13 protein-coding genes are annotated in these 16518 nt (G+C 59.1%); 7 read left to right on the top strand and 6 right to left on the bottom strand.

From position 1 onward, the window contains the following. Nucleotides 1-15: 15 nt before the first annotated feature. Entirely contained in the window at nucleotides 16-1125 is a 1110-nt protein-coding gene (gene ispG, locus ACR0JF_RS02765; RefSeq protein WP_170660134.1) for a flavodoxin-dependent (E)-4-hydroxy-3-methylbut-2-enyl-diphosphate synthase, read from the top strand. A gap of 123 nt (nucleotides 1126-1248) precedes the next feature. Here ispG and ACR0JF_RS02760 read toward each other — a convergent pair whose 3' ends face one another. The 3 genes from ACR0JF_RS02760 to ACR0JF_RS02750 all read right to left on the bottom strand — a co-directional run bounded on the left by ACR0JF_RS02760 (nucleotide 1249) and on the right by ACR0JF_RS02750 (nucleotide 4147). After that, nucleotides 1249-1689, bottom strand: a complete 441-nt coding sequence (locus tag ACR0JF_RS02760) for a DUF2846 domain-containing protein (protein ID WP_170660133.1) — start codon at nucleotides 1687-1689, stop codon at nucleotides 1249-1251. 320 nt (nucleotides 1690-2009) lie between these two features. Further along, complete coding sequence (locus tag ACR0JF_RS02755; RefSeq protein WP_170660132.1) at nucleotides 2010-2768, bottom strand: DsbA family protein; 759 nt, start codon at nucleotides 2766-2768, stop codon at nucleotides 2010-2012. Beyond that, nucleotides 2765-4147: a M48 family metalloprotease gene (locus ACR0JF_RS02750; protein WP_480668880.1), complete on the bottom strand. Its 1383-nt coding sequence runs from the start codon at nucleotides 4145-4147 to the stop codon at nucleotides 2765-2767. The genes ACR0JF_RS02755 and ACR0JF_RS02750 overlap by 4 nt, the downstream gene beginning before the upstream one ends. On the opposite strand from ACR0JF_RS02750, the gene ACR0JF_RS02745 reads away from it, so the two are divergent. The 6 genes from ACR0JF_RS02745 to ACR0JF_RS02720 all read left to right on the top strand — a co-directional run bounded on the left by ACR0JF_RS02745 (nucleotide 4146) and on the right by ACR0JF_RS02720 (nucleotide 12802). Beyond that, on the top strand, nucleotides 4146-5306 hold the full coding sequence (locus tag ACR0JF_RS02745) for a pyridoxal phosphate-dependent aminotransferase (protein ID WP_480668879.1): 1161 nt from the start codon (nucleotides 4146-4148) through the stop codon (nucleotides 5304-5306). The two genes, ACR0JF_RS02750 and ACR0JF_RS02745, sit on opposite strands and share 2 nt — an antisense overlap. 66 nt (nucleotides 5307-5372) lie before the next feature. Further along, nucleotides 5373-6593 carry an N-acetylmuramoyl-L-alanine amidase gene (locus tag ACR0JF_RS02740; protein ID WP_480668878.1) on the top strand — a complete coding sequence of 407 codons (1221 nt, stop codon included), beginning with the start codon at nucleotides 5373-5375 and terminating at the stop codon, nucleotides 6591-6593. 94 nt (nucleotides 6594-6687) lie between these two features. Next, complete coding sequence (locus ACR0JF_RS02735; RefSeq protein ID WP_170660128.1) at nucleotides 6688-9177, top strand: PBP1A family penicillin-binding protein; 2490 nt, start codon at nucleotides 6688-6690, stop codon at nucleotides 9175-9177. 112 nt (nucleotides 9178-9289) lie between these two features. Further along, nucleotides 9290-10414 carry a peptide chain release factor 2 gene (gene prfB, locus ACR0JF_RS02730; protein ID WP_170373982.1) on the top strand — a complete coding sequence of 375 codons (1125 nt, stop codon included), beginning with the start codon at nucleotides 9290-9292 and terminating at the stop codon, nucleotides 10412-10414. Between the two features lie 190 nt (nucleotides 10415-10604). Further along, the gene (locus ACR0JF_RS02725; protein ID WP_170660127.1) at nucleotides 10605-12005 is read left to right on the top strand and encodes an amidase; all 1401 of its coding nucleotides are present in this window, start codon (nucleotides 10605-10607) and stop codon (nucleotides 12003-12005) included. Between the two features lie 23 nt (nucleotides 12006-12028). Beyond that, entirely contained in the window at nucleotides 12029-12802 is a 774-nt protein-coding gene (locus ACR0JF_RS02720; RefSeq protein ID WP_170660126.1) for a DUF2189 domain-containing protein, read from the top strand. Here the strand turns inward: ACR0JF_RS02720 and ACR0JF_RS02715 are convergent. The 3 genes from ACR0JF_RS02715 to ACR0JF_RS02705 all read right to left on the bottom strand — a co-directional run bounded on the left by ACR0JF_RS02715 (nucleotide 12799) and on the right by ACR0JF_RS02705 (nucleotide 16158). After that, nucleotides 12799-13500: a helix-turn-helix domain-containing protein gene (locus ACR0JF_RS02715; RefSeq protein WP_170660125.1), complete on the bottom strand. Its 702-nt coding sequence runs from the start codon at nucleotides 13498-13500 to the stop codon at nucleotides 12799-12801. The genes ACR0JF_RS02720 and ACR0JF_RS02715 overlap by 4 nt on opposite strands. A 279-nt stretch (nucleotides 13501-13779) precedes the next feature. Then, nucleotides 13780-14340 carry an acetolactate synthase small subunit gene (gene ilvN, locus ACR0JF_RS02710; protein ID WP_170373979.1) on the bottom strand — a complete coding sequence of 187 codons (561 nt, stop codon included), beginning with the start codon at nucleotides 14338-14340 and terminating at the stop codon, nucleotides 13780-13782. 66 nt (nucleotides 14341-14406) lie between these two features. Then, nucleotides 14407-16158: an acetolactate synthase 3 large subunit gene (locus ACR0JF_RS02705; protein WP_170553227.1), complete on the bottom strand. Its 1752-nt coding sequence runs from the start codon at nucleotides 16156-16158 to the stop codon at nucleotides 14407-14409. Nucleotides 16159-16518 lie beyond the last annotated feature (360 nt).

The following is a 16518-nucleotide window of genomic DNA, read 5'->3' as shown; positions in this document are numbered from 1 at the left end:
TGCGGACCTCTCTTCATGTCGCTCAACCACGTACGTCCTTGGCGCGATATCTACCGCCGCAAATCCCGCCAGATCATGGTCGGCAACGTGCCGGTCGGAGGCGACGCTCCGATCGCTGTTCAGACCATGACCAACACCCTGACCACCGACGTGGCAGCAACGGTCGCGCAGGTTCAGGCGGCGGCTGAGGCCGGGGCCGATATCGTGCGAGTCTCTGTCCCGGATGAGGACTCGGCCAAGGCGCTGAAAGAGATCGTGCGCGAAAGCCCGGTTCCGATCGTGGCCGACATTCACTTTCACTTTCGCCGTGGCATCGAAGCGGCCGAGGCCGGCGCGGCCTGTCTGCGGATCAATCCGGGCAATATCGGCAACGAACAACGTGTGAAAGAGGTCATCAAGGCCGCAAGGGACCATAACTGCTCGATTCGGATCGGAGTGAATGCAGGCTCACTAGAGCGGCACCTGCTTGAGAAATACGGCGAGCCCTGTCCCGACGCGATGGTCGAAAGCGGGTTGGAACATATCCGCATTCTGCAGGACAATGATTTCCACGAATTCAAGATCAGCGTGAAAGCCAGCGACGTCTTCCTATCGGCGGCGGCCTACCAAGGCATTGCCGAGGCCACCGATGCCCCCATTCACCTTGGCATCACCGAGGCCGGAGGGTTGGTAAGTGGCACCATCAAATCCGCCATAGGGCTGGGCAACCTGTTGTGGATGGGGATTGGAGATACGATCCGTGTCAGCCTGTCCGCCGACCCGGTCGAAGAGGTTAAGGTTGGTTTTGAAATCCTGAAATCCCTGGGCCTGCGCCACCGCGGGGTGAATATCATCTCATGCCCCTCCTGCGCGCGTCAGGGCTTTGACGTGATTAAGACCGTCGAGGCGCTGGAGCACCGCCTGGAACACATCAAAACGCCGATGTCCCTGTCGATCATCGGTTGCGTCGTCAACGGCCCGGGCGAGGCTCTGATGACCGATGTCGGCTTCACTGGCGGCGGAGCAGGGTCGGGCATGGTCTATCTGGCGGGCAAGGCTAGCCATAAGATGTCGAACGATCAGATGATCGATCATATCGTGGAAGAGGTCGAGAAAAAGGCCTCTGAACTGGATGCGGCGGAGTAGCGTCAGCAGAATACAAACGTGACGCGCTGAGTTCGATTGGGCCACTTTGTGGACAAAGCAAATGATTTAAAGGGTTACCCCGGAAAATCCGAAAATGCGGGCAAATGCGCTGGGCTAAGCGATTTACATTCTTGCAATTTCGCCTCTTGCCTGCTCCTCACCAACGATTGCCACGCTTGCGCGTCCAGCGGGCCAGCCCCAAAGGGTTTCACCCTTAATGAACACGGTTTGCCCTGCAGCCACGTTTGTGTTGATTTGAGAAGTGCCTGATACCGATGGTGCCGTGGCAACGATTGTGTATTGCCCTGGGGAAACGTTCTGCGTGATCACCGATCCATTCGCTAGGTTTCCAACAGAATTCCCGTTCAATGTGAGTGGCAGCCTGAGCGCACTACCTGCCGCACTACTCGGTCGGAAAAAGACGATCAGACCTTGACCCGCTTGCGGTTGCGGAATTGTTCGTCCGGGCGCGCCTGCAGCAGTATTCGTGGACGGCGGTGTAGTTCCGCAAGCCGATACCAGCAACACCGAGGCAAGCGTCGTTAGTACGTTTCTGCGTTGCATTGTGTTACCTTTTACACGCCCAATTTGAAAGACTGCTAAGCATTGCGAACCTGCTGAGACTATTAATTCACGAGTCTGTTCGAAACGTCCAGCGAAATGTATCTTTAATATTGAATGTATGAAGGCCTCGGGAACAATGCGCTCACTACCGAAACAGATGTACTGTCGGACACGAACAGGGCGCACCGTTCTGACGCAACATGACGTTTTGTGTGCTTTGGCCTCAAAGCAGACTATTGCGGCACTAATACTCTGAGATCTTATATGCTTCCTGAGACGGCGCGCCCGTGCGTATGGGGCGGCAGGGCCGCCCCAAAGACTTACCCTTGTTCAGCTCGCACGCCGTCTGCGATCTGCTGCATCTGATCCGCTGGTAGGAAGCCGCGCAGCATTTCGGTGCCTAGAACGAAAGAGGGCGTGCCGGTGATCTGCATGCGTTGTGCCAGCTCTCGGGTGCGGGTGATCTCTTCTGTGACCTGATTGCTGTCCATCGCAGCGATGATGGCGTCGCTGTCCAGGCCAAGCCCGTCCGAGATGCGGCGCAGGGTCACTTCGCTTGGTTCTCCGCTGAATTCCATCAGGGCGTCGTGGACCTGTTTATAGGCGTCATCCCCGGCGACATGTTTGGTTGCCACGGCGAAGCGTGAGGACAGAACCGAGGCATCGCCCAGGATCGGGAACTCTTTGATCACAAGACGGATATTGCCGTCCTCGGCCAAAAGGCTGGCCACCTCGGGCACGGCACGGCGGCAATAGCCGCAGCGGTAGTCCATGAACTCGACCAGGGTGATGTCGCCATCCGGGTTGCCGCCCACCCAGCTATAGCCGTCATTGAACAGCTCATCCGCGTTCGAGGCGACCAGATCGCGGTCGGCCTGCTCCTGGGTCGCTGCGTTGCGCTCCTCCAGAATGGTGATCGCTTCGATGATCACTTCGGGATTCTCCAGTAGATACTCGCGCACTTGCGCTCCGAACTCAGCCTTTTCGGCATCGCTGAGCGCGTTCAGGTCCAGCGCCAGCGCCGAAGTCGATATCAGGGAAAGCCCCAAAAGGGCGGGGGCTGCATGTTTCAGGATCATTTGCGTTTCCTTTTCGCTTTCTCTGCGCGTTTTGAGGCAATCAACACATCTTGTGCCCTTTGCCAACCCGGTGAGCCTTCGGGAAGTTGCCTGATGGCCCGTCTTGCGTGAATGCCTGCATCGGCCAGTCGGCCCTGCAAGGCGTATCGTTCTGCGGTGACGGTCGAGGCCATACCGTTATTGCCAACCTTGGAATAGGCCACACCCAGATCCCGCATCAGCCGCGCGTTGCGGTAGTCGCGGGCGCGGGCTTTCTCAAGCGCTTCCAACGCCGTGTCGGTCTGGCCCTGTAGCAGCAGCGCCCGTCCGTATCCGGCAAGGATCAACGCATCGTGAGGTGCCATTTCAACCGCTTGGGAATATGCATTAACAGCCTCGGATAATTGCCTGTTTTCCAGAAGGATTTGCCCTTTCAGTTCATAGTAGAAGGGATCTTCGGGTCGAATTTTCAAGGCTTCATCTATCGCTGCGCGCGCACGGGCCAGATCGCGATTCTGGTGATGGGCCGACGCCTCGCGCATCATTCTGATGTCGTAAGCCGTTTCCTCTTTCGCGCGGCGCATTGTCCAACTCGGAGAGCGCAGAAAGGCCGAGAGCTTGCCCTTCACCCGTGCAAACCAATAGTCGGCGGTTTCATTGGGTTGGGTCTGATCGCCAAACTCGTCCAGAAACGCCTCAGCCGCGCGCAAGCGGTCCCGGCTGGTGGGGTGCGAGCGCATATAGGGGTCTTGATTGGCCGTGCTCAGCAACTCCTGACCTGCGAATTTGCGGTGGATCGCGACCATCCCCTTGGGTGAGATTCCGGCCCACCGCAGATAGCTGGCCGCGCTGCGATCGGCCGAGGCTTCCTCGGCCCGCGTGTGCCCCAGAAAGCCGCGAATGGCCGCGCCTTGCGTGCCAGCTGCAATCCCGGCAGCGGCTTCCCCTCCGCCCGCGGCGGCTGCGATCAGAGCAAGCGCCGTGCCTAGGCTCGCTTTGCGCTGCGCGTCTTGCAGGTTTTGGTGACGGCGGGCCAGATGACCGTTGGCGATATGGGCGGCCTCGTGGGCGATGACGGCTTGCAGCATTTCGGGGCTGTCGACCGACAGGATCAGGCCGTAGTTCAGGTAGATCGCGTTGTAGTCGATCACGAAGGCGTTGAAGGTGTTGTCGTTGACCACCAGAATACGCACCTGATTGGTGCTTAGCCCGGCGGCGCGCAGCACCGGAAAGGCCAGTTCGCGCAGTCCGAACTCGATATCAGGGTCGCGGATCAGGCTTTGGGCGTGGCTCTGCGCTGCCGCCGTCAGCCAGAGGACAGCCGCAAGTATCAGGGCCGGGATTGACGCCAGCCGGGATACGCGTTCAAAAGCCATGGCTGCAACATGGGAGATGGGCATGAGAAACTCAACCCGGTCCGGGGTCGATCCGTTTATTGTGATGGACGTGATGGAGGCCGCGCGCAAAGCCGAAGAGGCCGGACGCCAGATCATTCATATGGAGGTCGGCCAGCCCGGAACCGGCGCCCCGAAGGGCGCGACTGCGGCATTGGCCAAAGCAATGGAAAAAGGCCCCTTGGGCTATACCGTTGCGCTTGGCCTGCCCGCCTTGCGCCAGCGGATCGCGCAGATGTATGGCGAGTGGTACAATGTCGATCTGAACCCCGAACGGGTGGTGGTAACGCCGGGGTCTTCCGGCGGGTTCTTGCTGGCCTTTACCGCGCTGTTCGACAGCGGGGATCGCGTGGGGATCGGCGCGCCGGGCTATCCGTCCTACCGTCAGATCCTCAAGGCGCTTGGATTGGTGCCCGTCGACCTGCCGACCTTGCCCGAGAATCGGCTGCAACCGGTGCCTTCGGATTTTGCCGGGCTTGATCTTCAGGGCCTGATGGTCGCGTCCCCCGCCAATCCGACCGGCACTATGTTGGATCACGCGTCGATGGGCGCGTTGATCGACGCCGCGCAGCGGCAGGGTGCCTCGTTCATCAGTGATGAGATCTACCACGGGCTGGAATATGAGGCCAAAGCCGTCACTGCGCTGGAGCTGACGGATGAGTGCTATGTGATCAACTCGTTCTCGAAGTATTTCTCGATGACCGGTTGGCGGGTCGGTTGGATGGTCGTGCCCGAGGATCAGGTTCGCGTGGTTGAACGGATTGCCCAGAACATGTTTATCTGCGCGCCCCATGCCAGCCAGGTGGCCGCCTTGGCCGCGATGGATTGCGACGAGGAGCTGCAGGCCAATCTCGATGTTTACCGCCGCAACCGCGAGCTGATGCTCGAAGGGCTGCCCAAGGCCGGTTTCACGAATATTGCGCCACCTGATGGGGCGTTCTACGTCTATGCCGATGTCTCTGACCTTACAGATGACAGCCGCGTCTTTGCCGCCGAGATTCTGGAGAAGGCCGGCGTCGCCGTCACGCCCGGTTTGGATTTCGATCCCGAGCGCGGACATACGACCCTGCGATTCTCCTACGCAAGGGCCACTGCCGATATTCAGGACGGGTTAGAGCGTCTGCGCAGCTTCATGGCCGAACGCGGCGCGTTGCAGCCGGTGTAAAGCGTTCACAAGAGGGGGCGGATGCGCTAGGGTCACGCTCAAACGATCTCGGGAAAACTTGAGGCCATGAGCAGGATTTTCTTTTGCATCGCGCTGATCTGGGCGCTGTCCGGTGCCGCATTGGCGCAGGACTTCACTGCGTTGGCGCGCGTGCAGCCGGACCAAAGCCGCATCATCGATTCTGGTCGCACGGCGGTTCAGGTCGATCTTGGCGTCAGTCAGGGTGTGCCTTACCGCATCTTCACGCTGCGCGATCCCTACCGCATGGTCCTCGACTTTCAAGAGGTCGACTGGACCGGCCTCAACGCCGACGACTTCCTACAAACCGACCGGATCAGTGGCGTGCAGTTCGGGGCCTATGTCCCCGGCTGGTCCCGTATGGTGCTGGAACTGGGCGCCCCTATGGCGGTGGACGCGGCCGAGTTGCGTTTGGATGAGGCCTCGGGCGCGGCGCTGTTGACCCTTCAATTGGTCGGTACCGATTTTGACACGTTCAACGCGTCCGCTGGCGTGCCGCAGAACCACGGCTGGGATCTTCCAGAACCCGCCGTCACCACGTCCGAGGTCCCGCGCAATGTGGCGCAGGTCATGCGGGTGATGCTGGACCCCGGCCATGGCGGTATCGACCCGGGCGCCGAATTCGGTGGCATTGACGAGAAAACCATGATGCTGACCTTCGCGCGTGAACTACGTGAATTACTATTAAGGTCAGGTGGTTACGAAGTGGTGCTGACGCGGGTAGAGGATCAGTTCGTCTCGCTAGAGCGTCGTATCGCTTTGGCACACAGGGCGGGTGCAGATGTGTTCATCTCGCTGCATGCCGATTCCCTCTCTGACGGGCAGGCCCGCGGCGCGGCGGTCTATACCTTGTCCGAGAATGCCTCGGACGTGGCCAGCGTCAAACTGGCCGAGCGCCACGATCGGGGCGATCTTTTGTCTGGGGTCGATCTGAACGGGGCAGATGATCAGGTCACCGATGTGCTTCTGGATATGGCGCGGCAGGAGACCAAACCCCGCACAACATCGCTTGCAGGCGCGATTGCCAATGGGATGGCGCAACAGGGCGGGCCGATGAATCGCAAACCGCTGCGCACGGCCTCATTTTCGGTGCTGAAGGCGGCGGATATTCCGTCTGTTCTCGTCGAGCTTGGGTTTCTTTCCAGCCCCAGAGACCTGAAAAACATCAAAAATCCCGAATGGCGCGCCAAAATGGCGCTGGGGATTTATCAGGGGCTCGAGGACTGGCGGCAGCAAGATGTGATCAGACGGTCCTTGATTGGACAGTGACCTGACGACGCAAAACGGCTAGAATGCGCTTGTGGTTTTGACCCTCGGGCTTGGCATCCCTATATAGGCGGCAGCGCGAAAAAAAGGCAGTGACGTGATCCGGTTCATTCTATCGATTTTCGGGGCAGTTTTCAGCCTCGTGACTTTGGGTATCTTCATGGTTGCGCTGGTGATCGGCGCGGTCTTCTGGATGTATGGCCGCGACCTGCCCAGCCATGAGTCGCTTGCCCAATATAAGCCGCCCACGATTAGCCGGATTTATTCTGGTGAGGGTCAGTTGATCGACGAATTCGCTCAGGAACGTCGACTGTTCACCCCGTCCGAGGAAATCCCCGACCTGGTGAAACAGGCCTTCATTTCTGCGGAAGACAAGAATTTCTACACCCATCAAGGCTATGACCCGCGCGGCATCATCGCTGCCGGTGTTGAAGCTGTGCGCACCAAGGGAGAGACCGTGCGAGGGGCCTCAACCATCACACAGCAGGTGATGAAGAACTTCCTGTTGTCAGGCGACCGCCGGGCCGAGCGTAAGATCAAGGAAATCATCCTCGCCACTCGGCTTGAGGATACGCTCGACAAGGAACAGATCCTCGAGCTTTACATGAACGAGATCTTTCTGGGTCAGAACTCCTATGGTGTGACCGCCGCGGCGCAGACCTATTTCAACAAGACCCTGCAGGAACTGGCCCCGCATGAGGCCGCGATGCTGGCCGCGATGCCCAAGGCACCGTCGGACTATCACCCGGTCCGTCAAAAGGAACGCCTGCTGGCCCGCCGCAACTATGTTCTGCGCGAGATGAAGCAGAACGGTTACATTGATCAGGCGACCTATGAAACCGAGGTAGAGATGCCTTTGCGTTCGGTCCAAAACGGGGATTTCGAAAGCTTCCGCACTGCCTTGCCGCCGCGCGATTACTTCACCGATGAAATCCGCCGTCAGCTGAGCGAAGACTTTGGTGAGGGTGAGTTCTTTACGGGCGGCTTCACCGTACGCGCTTCGGTCGACGAGGAAATGCAGGTCGAAGCGGCCCGCGCGCTACGTGAGGCGTTGCAGAAATACGACCTGTCCCGCGGCAGATGGCGTGGCACGGGAGAGGTGATCGCCGAAGAACAGCTGGCGGATGAAGCCCAGTGGCGCGATGCGCTGGCGCAGATGGAGATTCCCCGTGACGTTGTACTGCCGACCCAATGGTATCCCGCCGTTGTGCTGGACGTGGCCGAGCAACAATTGACGGTGGGCATCGAGGATGGCCCCTCCGACGGCACTATTCCTCGCTCTGACATCAAGTGGATGCAGGGCAACTTCTTCGATAATTTCAAACGCGGCGATGTGATCCTAGTCATGGCCGGGGAAGAGGGCCAATGGTCCGCCCGTCAGGTGCCCGAAGTGCAGGGTGGCTTTGTCGCGATGGACGTGAACTCGGGCCGCGTTCTGGCGATGCAGGGTGGGTTCTCGTATCAAGATACCGTGTTCAACCGCGCCACGCAGGCGCAGCGTCAGCCAGGGTCCTCGTTCAAGCCGTTCGTTTACGCGGCTGCGCTGGACAGTGGCTATAGCCCCGCAACAATCGTTGTGGACGCTCCGATTGAGGTGAATACTCCTCAGGGCCTGTGGCGCCCTAAAAACTCGTCGAACAAATTCTACGGCCCGACGCCACTGCGCACCGGGATCGAACAGTCTCGGAACCTGATGACCATCCGTCTGGCCCAAGAGGTCACAATGCCGGTGGTCGCAGGCTATGCGGAACGGTTCGGCGTCTATGACCGGATGGGTGCGTTTCTAGCCAACTCGCTCGGGTCCGAAGAAACCACGCTGTATAAAATGGTTGCGGCTTACGCGATGTTCGCAAATGGGGGTGAGCGGGTCGAGCCTACTCTGGTCGACCGGATTCAGGACCGCTTTGGTAAGACGATCTATCGCCATGACGATCGCCAGTGCCTCGATTGCAACTCGACCTGGCTGGAGCCAAACGAGTCGCCGACCATTGAGACCAACCGCTCTCAGGTCATGGATGCGATAACCGCGTATCAGCTGACTTCGATGATGAAGGGTGTTGTGGATCGCGGGACGGCGTCGCGCTATGTCAACCTGCCGGTGCCGACGGCAGGCAAGACCGGAACCACCAACGAATCCAAGGATGCGTGGTTCATTGGCTTCACCTCGAACATCGTTGCCGGTTGCTATATCGGCTATGACCGTCCGCGTCCGATGGGCCGGGGGGCTTATGGCGGCACCATGTGCGGGCCGGTCTTCCAGAGCTTCATGGAAAAAGCCGTTGAGAAATACGGCGGTGGTCCGTTCGAAGTGCCCGAGGGCGGTCACTTCATCAAGATCGACCGTTTCAGTGGCGCGCGCCTGCCTGATGACGCATCCGGCGAATATGTCGTGGCCGAGTTCTTCCGGGATGGTGTGGATGGGTTTATCGACCGCGTTTATGACGGCGGCTTTGCCATCGGATCGGACCTTCCGCTGTTCGAAGAGGCGCAACGCGCAGGCGTTCAGGTCCAGACCTCGACAGGTAGCACCGTCACTGTTGGCCCCAAAGCCTCGCAAGGGGATTTGAGTACCGGCGGCCTTTACTGATCGCTTTGCAAAATCTCTAACGGCCAGACGTGTAATCCCGTCTGGCCCGTCTTGTGGTGGCCTTCTGCTCTTGCTATCACGCAGTCCTGTTTGACCAAGTTGGGGCAAGACCATGCGCGCCGAAACCCAGAATATCGTGGCGGAAATCGAAAAGTCGCTGGAGCTGCTGGCACAGCGCATGGACTATGAAACCGCGCCCCATCGGCTTGAGGAATTCAATGCGCGGGTCGAGGATCCGAACCTGTGGGACAGCCCCGAGAACGCGCAGAAACTGATGCGCGAAAGGCAGATGCTGGTCGATGCGATCGAGACCTACGAGTCCATCAAAACCGATCTCAGTGACAATATCGAGCTGATCGAGCTGGGCGAGATGGAAGAGGATGAAGAGGTTGTTCAGGACGCCGAAGCCTCGATCAAGTCTCTGAAGGACAAAGCCGCCAAGAAAGAGCTGGAGGCTCTGCTCGATGGCGAGGCTGACAGCAACGATACCTTCCTCGAGATCAACTCGGGCGCGGGCGGGACCGAGAGCTGCGACTGGGCCTCGATGCTGGCGCGGATGTATGTGCGTTGGGCGGAGAAGAAGGGCTATACGGTCGAGCTGCAATCCGAGACCGCGGGCGAGGAAGCCGGGATCAAGTCGGCGGCCTACAAGATTTCCGGTCACAATGCCTATGGTTGGCTGAAATCGGAAAGCGGCGTGCATCGTCTGGTACGAATCTCGCCTTATGACTCGGCGGCCAAGCGGCATACATCGTTCAGTTCGGTCTGGGTCTACCCCGTAGTCGATGACAATATCGAGATTGAGGTGAACCCGGCCGATATTCGGATTGATACCTACCGGTCCTCGGGTGCGGGCGGTCAGCACGTGAACACCACGGACTCGGCGGTGCGGATCACGCACATCCCGACCGGAATTGTTGTGACCTCTTCCGAGAAGTCGCAGCACCAGAACCGTGATATCGCCATGAAGGCGCTGAAATCGCGACTCTACCAGCAAGAGCTGGACCGTCGGAACGCCGATATCAACGCGGCGCATGAAGCCAAAGGGGATGCGGGTTGGGGCAATCAGATCCGGTCTTACGTCTTGCAGCCTTATCAGATGGTGAAGGACCTGCGGACCAATCATGAGACTTCGGACACTAAAGGTGTGTTGGATGGGGATCTGGATGGGTTCATGGCGGCGACACTGGCGTTGAACGTGGCGGGTAAAAGCCGGTCCGAGGCGCAGGGCGACTAAGTCTGGGCAGGGGGCGCTGCCCCCGCCGCGGCAAGCCGCGACTCCCCCGGGATATTTTTAGCCAGATGAAGGGGATCCGGGTGGTGCTTGGCCATTCGGGAAAAGATGTATTTAAACAATGGGTTTTATTGGTCGGGGTGCGCGGCTAGGCTGGATCTGAATTCAATGGATCGAGGCGATTGAAACCCGGATGGATGTCACTCAGCTTTCCGCAAAGGCGCTGGTCGATCAGCTGTCATCTGGTGCTGATTCATCGGTCGAGGTGATGGCTGCGACGCTGGAGCGGATCGAGGCCGTGAATGGAACGGTAAATGCGATTGTGGCGCTGCGCGATGCGGATGACCTCATGGCCGAGGCGGCGGCATTGGATGCGGGTCCCAAGCGGGGGCCACTGCACGGATTGCCGATCGCAGTGAAGGATCTGGTCAATGTTGCCGGGATAGTGTCGTCGCAGGGATCACCGCTGTTTCGCGATTTTGTGCCCGAACAGGACGATCTGATTGCAGCGCGGATGCGCGCGGCGGGGGCGATTTTGATTGGTAAGACCAACACGCCCGAGTTTGGGCTTGGCTCGCACACGTTCAACCCGGTCTATGGCGCGACTCGGAACCCCTATGACGGCGCGCGTACCTGTGGCGGGTCGTCTGGCGGCGCGGCGGTTGCGTTGGCGACTGGGATGGTCGCGTTGGCCGATGGCTCGGATATGATGGGAAGCCTTCGAAATCCGGCCGCGTGGAACAACGTTTACGGATTTCGCCCAAGTTGGGGGCGGGTACCTTCGGAGCCCGTTGGAGATGGGTTTCTGCATCAGTTGTCGACTTTGGGGCCGATGGCGCGTAGGCCTGAGGATTTGGGGCTATTGCTCGACGTGATCTCGGGCGCTGATCCCCGGTCCCCTTTGGTCTCGGATGCCGGGCACGTGGGTCCCGTTCAAGCCGCTGATCTGCGCGGGGCGCGGATCGGCTGGTTGGGAGATTGGGGCGGCGCATTTCCGTTTGAGGACGGCATTCTGGACCTTTGCCGCGATGCTCTAAGGGTTTTCGAAGACCAAGGCGCAGTGGTCGAAGATGTGTCTCCGCCCTTCGATGCGGAAAAGATGTGGGACAGTTGGGTTACTCTGCGGTCCTGGGCGGTGGCAGCGGGACTGCAGCCGTTGCAGGGCAAATCAGAGGCCTTGAAGGACAGCGCGCAGTGGGAGTTGCAGCGTGGCCTGATGCTATCCGCGATGGAGGTGTATGAGGCCAGCGTTACTCGGTCGGAGTGGTTCCGGCGGGCGGCTGAGCTGTTTCAGGACTACGATGCTCTGGTTTTGCCGGCCGCACAGCTCTGGCCGTTCGAAATCGAGACGCAGTATCCGCGCGAGATCAAAGGACGGGTGATGGATACCTATCATCGCTGGATGCAGGTAACGGTGCCGGTCAGCTTGATTGGCTTGCCCTGTCTTGCTGCGCCTGCCGGGTTCGGAGCGGAAGGCCTGCCAATGGGCTTTCAGCTATTTGGGCTCAAAGGGTCGGATGCGCGGCTGCTGTCCATAGGGGCGGCGTATCACGAGGCAACGAGATGGCCGCAGCAAAGGCCCGCGATGAGATAGGGCGAGATGGAGAGGAGAAACAGATGGAAAGACCTTTCGGAGCGCCTCAGATGCGCCCTGTTGACAGTGGGATGCTGAAACAGGCGATGCGGCGGGCGTGGGTTGACCTCCGCAGGGCGCCGCTGTTCGGCTTGATATTCGCGGGGTTTTATGTGCTGGCGGGCTGGGCGATCGCCTGGGTGACACTCCAGTCGGGAACAAGCTATTGGCTGGTCCTCGCCGCGATCGGGTTCCCTCTGATCGGACCGTTTGCCGCGGTCGGACTCTATGAGGTGTCGCGTCGTCTGGAGGCCAGGGAGAAACTTGATTTTAAAGCAATATTCGGGGTCGTGCTGCAACAGAGCCGTCGCCAGTTACCCTCAATCTGCGCGATCATCGTGGTGATGTTTCTGTTCTGGTTCTTTCTGGGCCACATGATCTTTGCCCTGTTCATGGGGTTGTCGACGCTGACGAACGTATCTTCGTCACTTGAGGTATATCTGACGTCGAACGGGTTGATGATGCTCGCCGTTGGGTCTGCTGTCGGAGCGATCTTTGCCACGATCCTCTACATGATCACCGTGCTGTCCATCCCGATGCTGTTGGACCGCGAGCTGGATTTTGTGACGGCAATGATCGAAAGTTTCTCCTACGTAAGGGACAACTTTCCGGTCATGATCGGGTGGGGCATTTTCATCGCCGTGCTGACGTTTGTCGCGATGGTGCCGTGGTTCTTGGGACTGCTTTTGGTGCTGCCGCTTTTAGGTCATGCAAGCTGGCACCTGTATCGCCTGATCTGCGAGGATGACCCGAGCTAGCGTCGTTCGTCGGGCCTGTGGGCCCTTATCAGCTTGCGTGCGGCGCCAAGCGCATCTGTTGCATCCTGCCCCAGCCAGGTCAGGGTTACAGGGCGCGCGTCGTCTTTGTCCGGGCGCGTGTAGCTTGTGCCTTGCCAGAGGGTATCTTTCTTGCTGACCACATAGACCCGGCTATTCTGGCCATCACGACCGGAAATCAGCATGTAGACAAAATCGCCGGAACAGCTCGCTATACCGCGCACCTCTCGTGCCATGGATGGGCTGCCGGGCATGACGCTGCGCGGTGTAAAGCCGCGGATCAACGTGCACTGCGGCAGCCGTTTGGCGTGCAAAACGATGGACGTTCGGGTGTCCGTCGCCGCATAAAACCCCGGGGGAAAGGTGCAGTCGTGGGTGGCTTGAGCGCCCGAGCCGAGGAATTGCGTCAGAGTGGCGTTCACATGATGCGTATTGGCATCCGGAATGTCGTCAAGCGGGGTCAGAACGATGCGGGCATCCACATCAAAGAAGCGACACATCCGGTCCAGAACATCCGCGCGCGGAAAGCTCTCGCCCGCAAGGTATCTGTTGAATTGAGTACGGTTGATGCCCAGTTCGCGGCACAATGCAGAAATCGAAGGGTAGTTTCGCGCCAAGCGCCTGAGGTTTGCGCCGAACATGGCGCGAAGTTCGTCCGGGCTGCGCGTATCCTCTGGCATCGGTTCCCCCTGCATCGGCGGTTTCAGTCGTGAAAACAGCGGTGCAGATCGGCAGACCGGATGTGTGACCGAAATCGTAAAGATGACCCCAAAGCAACGTTTCCCCACGCCGCGTTGCACCTGAGATGCTAATCCGACGTTGGGTAAAGGCAATAGGTATTTGTCTGCTGGGGGTGATCTTTACAGTTTATTTGCAGGCTTTTTTGCACGAAGTATCAAATAGATACTTGCCGTAAAAGCGAAAGGTCCCGGCGATGCCCTGCCGGGACCTTGCAATTGTTAGTCGCCGCGCAACAGGGCAGCAACGCCAGTTCTGGCGATTTCGACCAGCCCCAGAGGGCGCATCAGGTCAGCAAATGCGTCGATTTTGTCGGGGGCACCCGTGATCTCGAAAATGAACGAGTTCAACGTGCTGTCGACCACATTGGCGCGGAAGATATCGGCCAGACGCAGCGCCTCGACCCGTTTGTCACCTTCGCCAACGACCTTAATGATCGCCAGTTCCCGCTCAACCGAGGGGCCTTCGACCGTCAGGTCATGGACCTCGTGAACCGGTACGATGCGGCCCAGCTGTGTCTTGATCTGTTCGATCACCTGCGGGGTCCCGGTGGTCACGATGGTGATGCGGCTGAGGTGTCCAGTATGGTCGACCTCGGCCACAGTCAGGCTTTCGATATTGTAGCCACGGCCCGAAAACAGGCCGATAACGCGGGCTAGAACGCCCGGTTCGTTCTCGACCAGAACAGCAATCGTATGGCGCTCCTGCACGTCCGAAAAGGTCGGGCGTAGGTTATAAGCCGAATGGCGGGTAGAACCTTTTTTGATATGTAGGGCAGACATTTACGTCCCTTTCATCATCTTGCGAAAACCGGGCGTCGGGCGCCCGGTCAATTCCGACGAATGTTGTTAAACCAGAACCGAACCTTTGGAATCGATCACGCCCTGCGTTTCGGCCTCGCCCAGCAGCATCTCGTTATGGGCTTTGCCCGACGGGATCATGGGGAAGCAGTTCTCGTGCTTTTCAACAAGGCAGTCAAAGATCACCGGACCGTCGTAGTTGATCATCTCCATGATCGCGTCGTCCAGATCGGCGGGGTCGGAGCACAGGATGCCCTTGGCCCCGAAGGCTTCAGCGAGTTTGACGAAATCGGGCAGGGCCTCGGACCAGGAATGCGAGTAGCGCTCACCATGCAGCAGCTCCTGCCACTGGCGGACCATGCCGAGGCGTTCGTTGTTCAGGATGAACTGTTTGACCGGCAGGCGGTACTGCACGGCGGTACCCATTTCCTGCATGTTCATCAGCCACGAGGCCTCACCCGCGACGTTGATCACCAGCGCGTCGGGATGCGCCATCTGCACACCGATCGAAGCCGGAGTGCCATAGCCCATCGTGCCCAGACCGCCTGATGTCATCCAGCGGTTGGGGTCCTCGAACCCAAGGTATTGCGCGGCCCACATCTGGTGCTGACCAACTTCGGTCGTGATGTAGCGATCGTGGTTTTTCGTCAGCTCTTCAAGGCGTTGCAGCGCGTATTGCGGTTTGATGGTCTTCTCGCTGTTGGTGTAGGCGAGGCAGTTGACCTTGCGCCAGTCGGCAATCTGCTCCTGCCACTTGGCGACCGAGGCCGCATCGGTCTTGCGACCGCGCGATTTCCAGACCTTCAGGATATCTTCCAGCACATGCGCAACGTCGCCGACGATCGGGATGTCGACGCGGATCACCTTGTTGATCGACGAAGGATCGATGTCGATATGCGCCTTTTTCGAGTTCGGCGAGAACGCGTCGATACGGCCGGTAATCCGGTCGTCGAACCGCGCGCCGATGTTGATCATCAGGTCGCAATCATGCATCGCCAGGTTGGCCTCATAGAGACCATGCATCCCCAGCATGCCCAACCAGTTCTCACCCGAGGCCGGGTAAGCGCCAAGGCCCATCAGGGTCGAAGTGATCGGGAAACCAGTCGCATCCACCAGCTCACGCAGCAATTGACTGGCTGCGGGGCCCGAGTTGATGACGCCGCCGCCGGTGTAGAAAACGGGTTTCTTGGCGGTCTCTATCGCAGCGACCAGTTCGGTGATCTCTTCCAGATCGCCCTTCAGAACAGGCTGATAGCGAGAGGTCGAGGTTTTAGGGCCGGTATAGTCACCCGATGCAAACTGCACGTCCTTGGGGATGTCGATCAGCACCGGACCCGGACGGCCCGAGGTGGCGACATGGAACGCCTCGTGCATGGTTTCGGCCAGAGAATCCGTGTCCTTCACCAGCCAGTTATGCTTGGTGCAAGGGCGGGTAATGCCAACGGTGTCGGCCTCTTGGAACGCGTCCGAGCCGATCATGAAGGTCGGGACCTGACCGGTCAGAACAATGATCGGGATCGAGTCCATCAGCGCATCCGTCAAACCGGTGACCGCGTTGGTCGCGCCGGGGCCGGATGTCACCAGCGCAACGCCGGGTTTGCCCGTCGAGCGGGCATAGCCTTCGGCCGCGTGGACCGCGCCTTGCTCATGCCGCACCAGGACGTGGCGAATGTCGTTTTGCAGAAAGATCTCGTCATAGATCGGTAGGACGGCGCCACCGGGATATCCGAATACTGTGTCCACGCCCTGATCCTTGAGGGCCTGAACCACCATCTTTGCGCCGGTCATCTCACGTGTCATCTGCTTTGCTCCGTTCGCGACATGTGTCTTGCGTTTGCCAAAAAAAAGCCCCCGAGTTTTTCGGAGGCGCATGGGTTCGATTGTGGTTTTCCGTTACCGGCCCATACGCGTGTTTCCTACGATTACGACTAGCGTGTTCATCGCCAGAGGCTCCTTATCAGCTTGCAGGGGACATTATGTTCGGCACGACGGAGCGTCAACAGTCAATCGTATGAATTTCATGACCGGATTGATGAATTTTGCGACATTTTGTTGCGCAAAATGCCGCATGTCGGGAATTTCCGGTAAAACAGAAGGGGTCGCGTGGTGTTTTGACGGATTTCTGAGTTGTCTAAATCCGCCAACGCGATGTCTGAAATG

It is taken from the genome of Ruegeria sp. BG11 (genome assembly GCF_056538565.1).
Note: the sequence above shows the minus strand (reverse complement) of the source record. Positions and strands in the feature narration are given on the sequence as shown.

Bases quoted from the DNA above. Each gene is read 5' to 3' on its own strand.
- ACR0JF_RS02715 (WP_170660125.1), bottom strand. From the start codon at position 13,500: ATGCCAGAGGATACGCGCAGCCCGGACGAACTTCGCGCCATGTTCGGC.
- ACR0JF_RS02745 (WP_480668879.1), top strand. From the start codon at position 4,146: ATGAGAAACTCAACCCGGTCCGGGGTCGATCCGTTTATTGTGATGGAC.
- ACR0JF_RS02705 (WP_170553227.1), bottom strand. From the start codon at position 16,158: ATGACACGTGAGATGACCGGCGCAAAGATGGTGGTTCAGGCCCTCAAG.
- ACR0JF_RS02750 (WP_480668880.1), bottom strand. From the start codon at position 4,147: ATGCCCATCTCCCATGTTGCAGCCATGGCTTTTGAACGCGTATCCCGG.
- ispG (WP_170660134.1), top strand. From the start codon at position 16: ATGTCGCTCAACCACGTACGTCCTTGGCGCGATATCTACCGCCGCAAA.
- ACR0JF_RS02760 (WP_170660133.1), bottom strand. From the start codon at position 1,689: ATGCAACGCAGAAACGTACTAACGACGCTTGCCTCGGTGTTGCTGGTA.
- prfB (WP_170373982.1), top strand. From the start codon at position 9,290: ATGCGCGCCGAAACCCAGAATATCGTGGCGGAAATCGAAAAGTCGCTG.
- ACR0JF_RS02740 (WP_480668878.1), top strand. From the start codon at position 5,373: ATGAGCAGGATTTTCTTTTGCATCGCGCTGATCTGGGCGCTGTCCGGT.
- ACR0JF_RS02755 (WP_170660132.1), bottom strand. From the start codon at position 2,768: ATGATCCTGAAACATGCAGCCCCCGCCCTTTTGGGGCTTTCCCTGATA.
- ilvN (WP_170373979.1), bottom strand. From the start codon at position 14,340: ATGTCTGCCCTACATATCAAAAAAGGTTCTACCCGCCATTCGGCTTAT.
- ACR0JF_RS02720 (WP_170660126.1), top strand. From the start codon at position 12,029: ATGGAAAGACCTTTCGGAGCGCCTCAGATGCGCCCTGTTGACAGTGGG.
- ACR0JF_RS02725 (WP_170660127.1), top strand. From the start codon at position 10,605: ATGGATGTCACTCAGCTTTCCGCAAAGGCGCTGGTCGATCAGCTGTCA.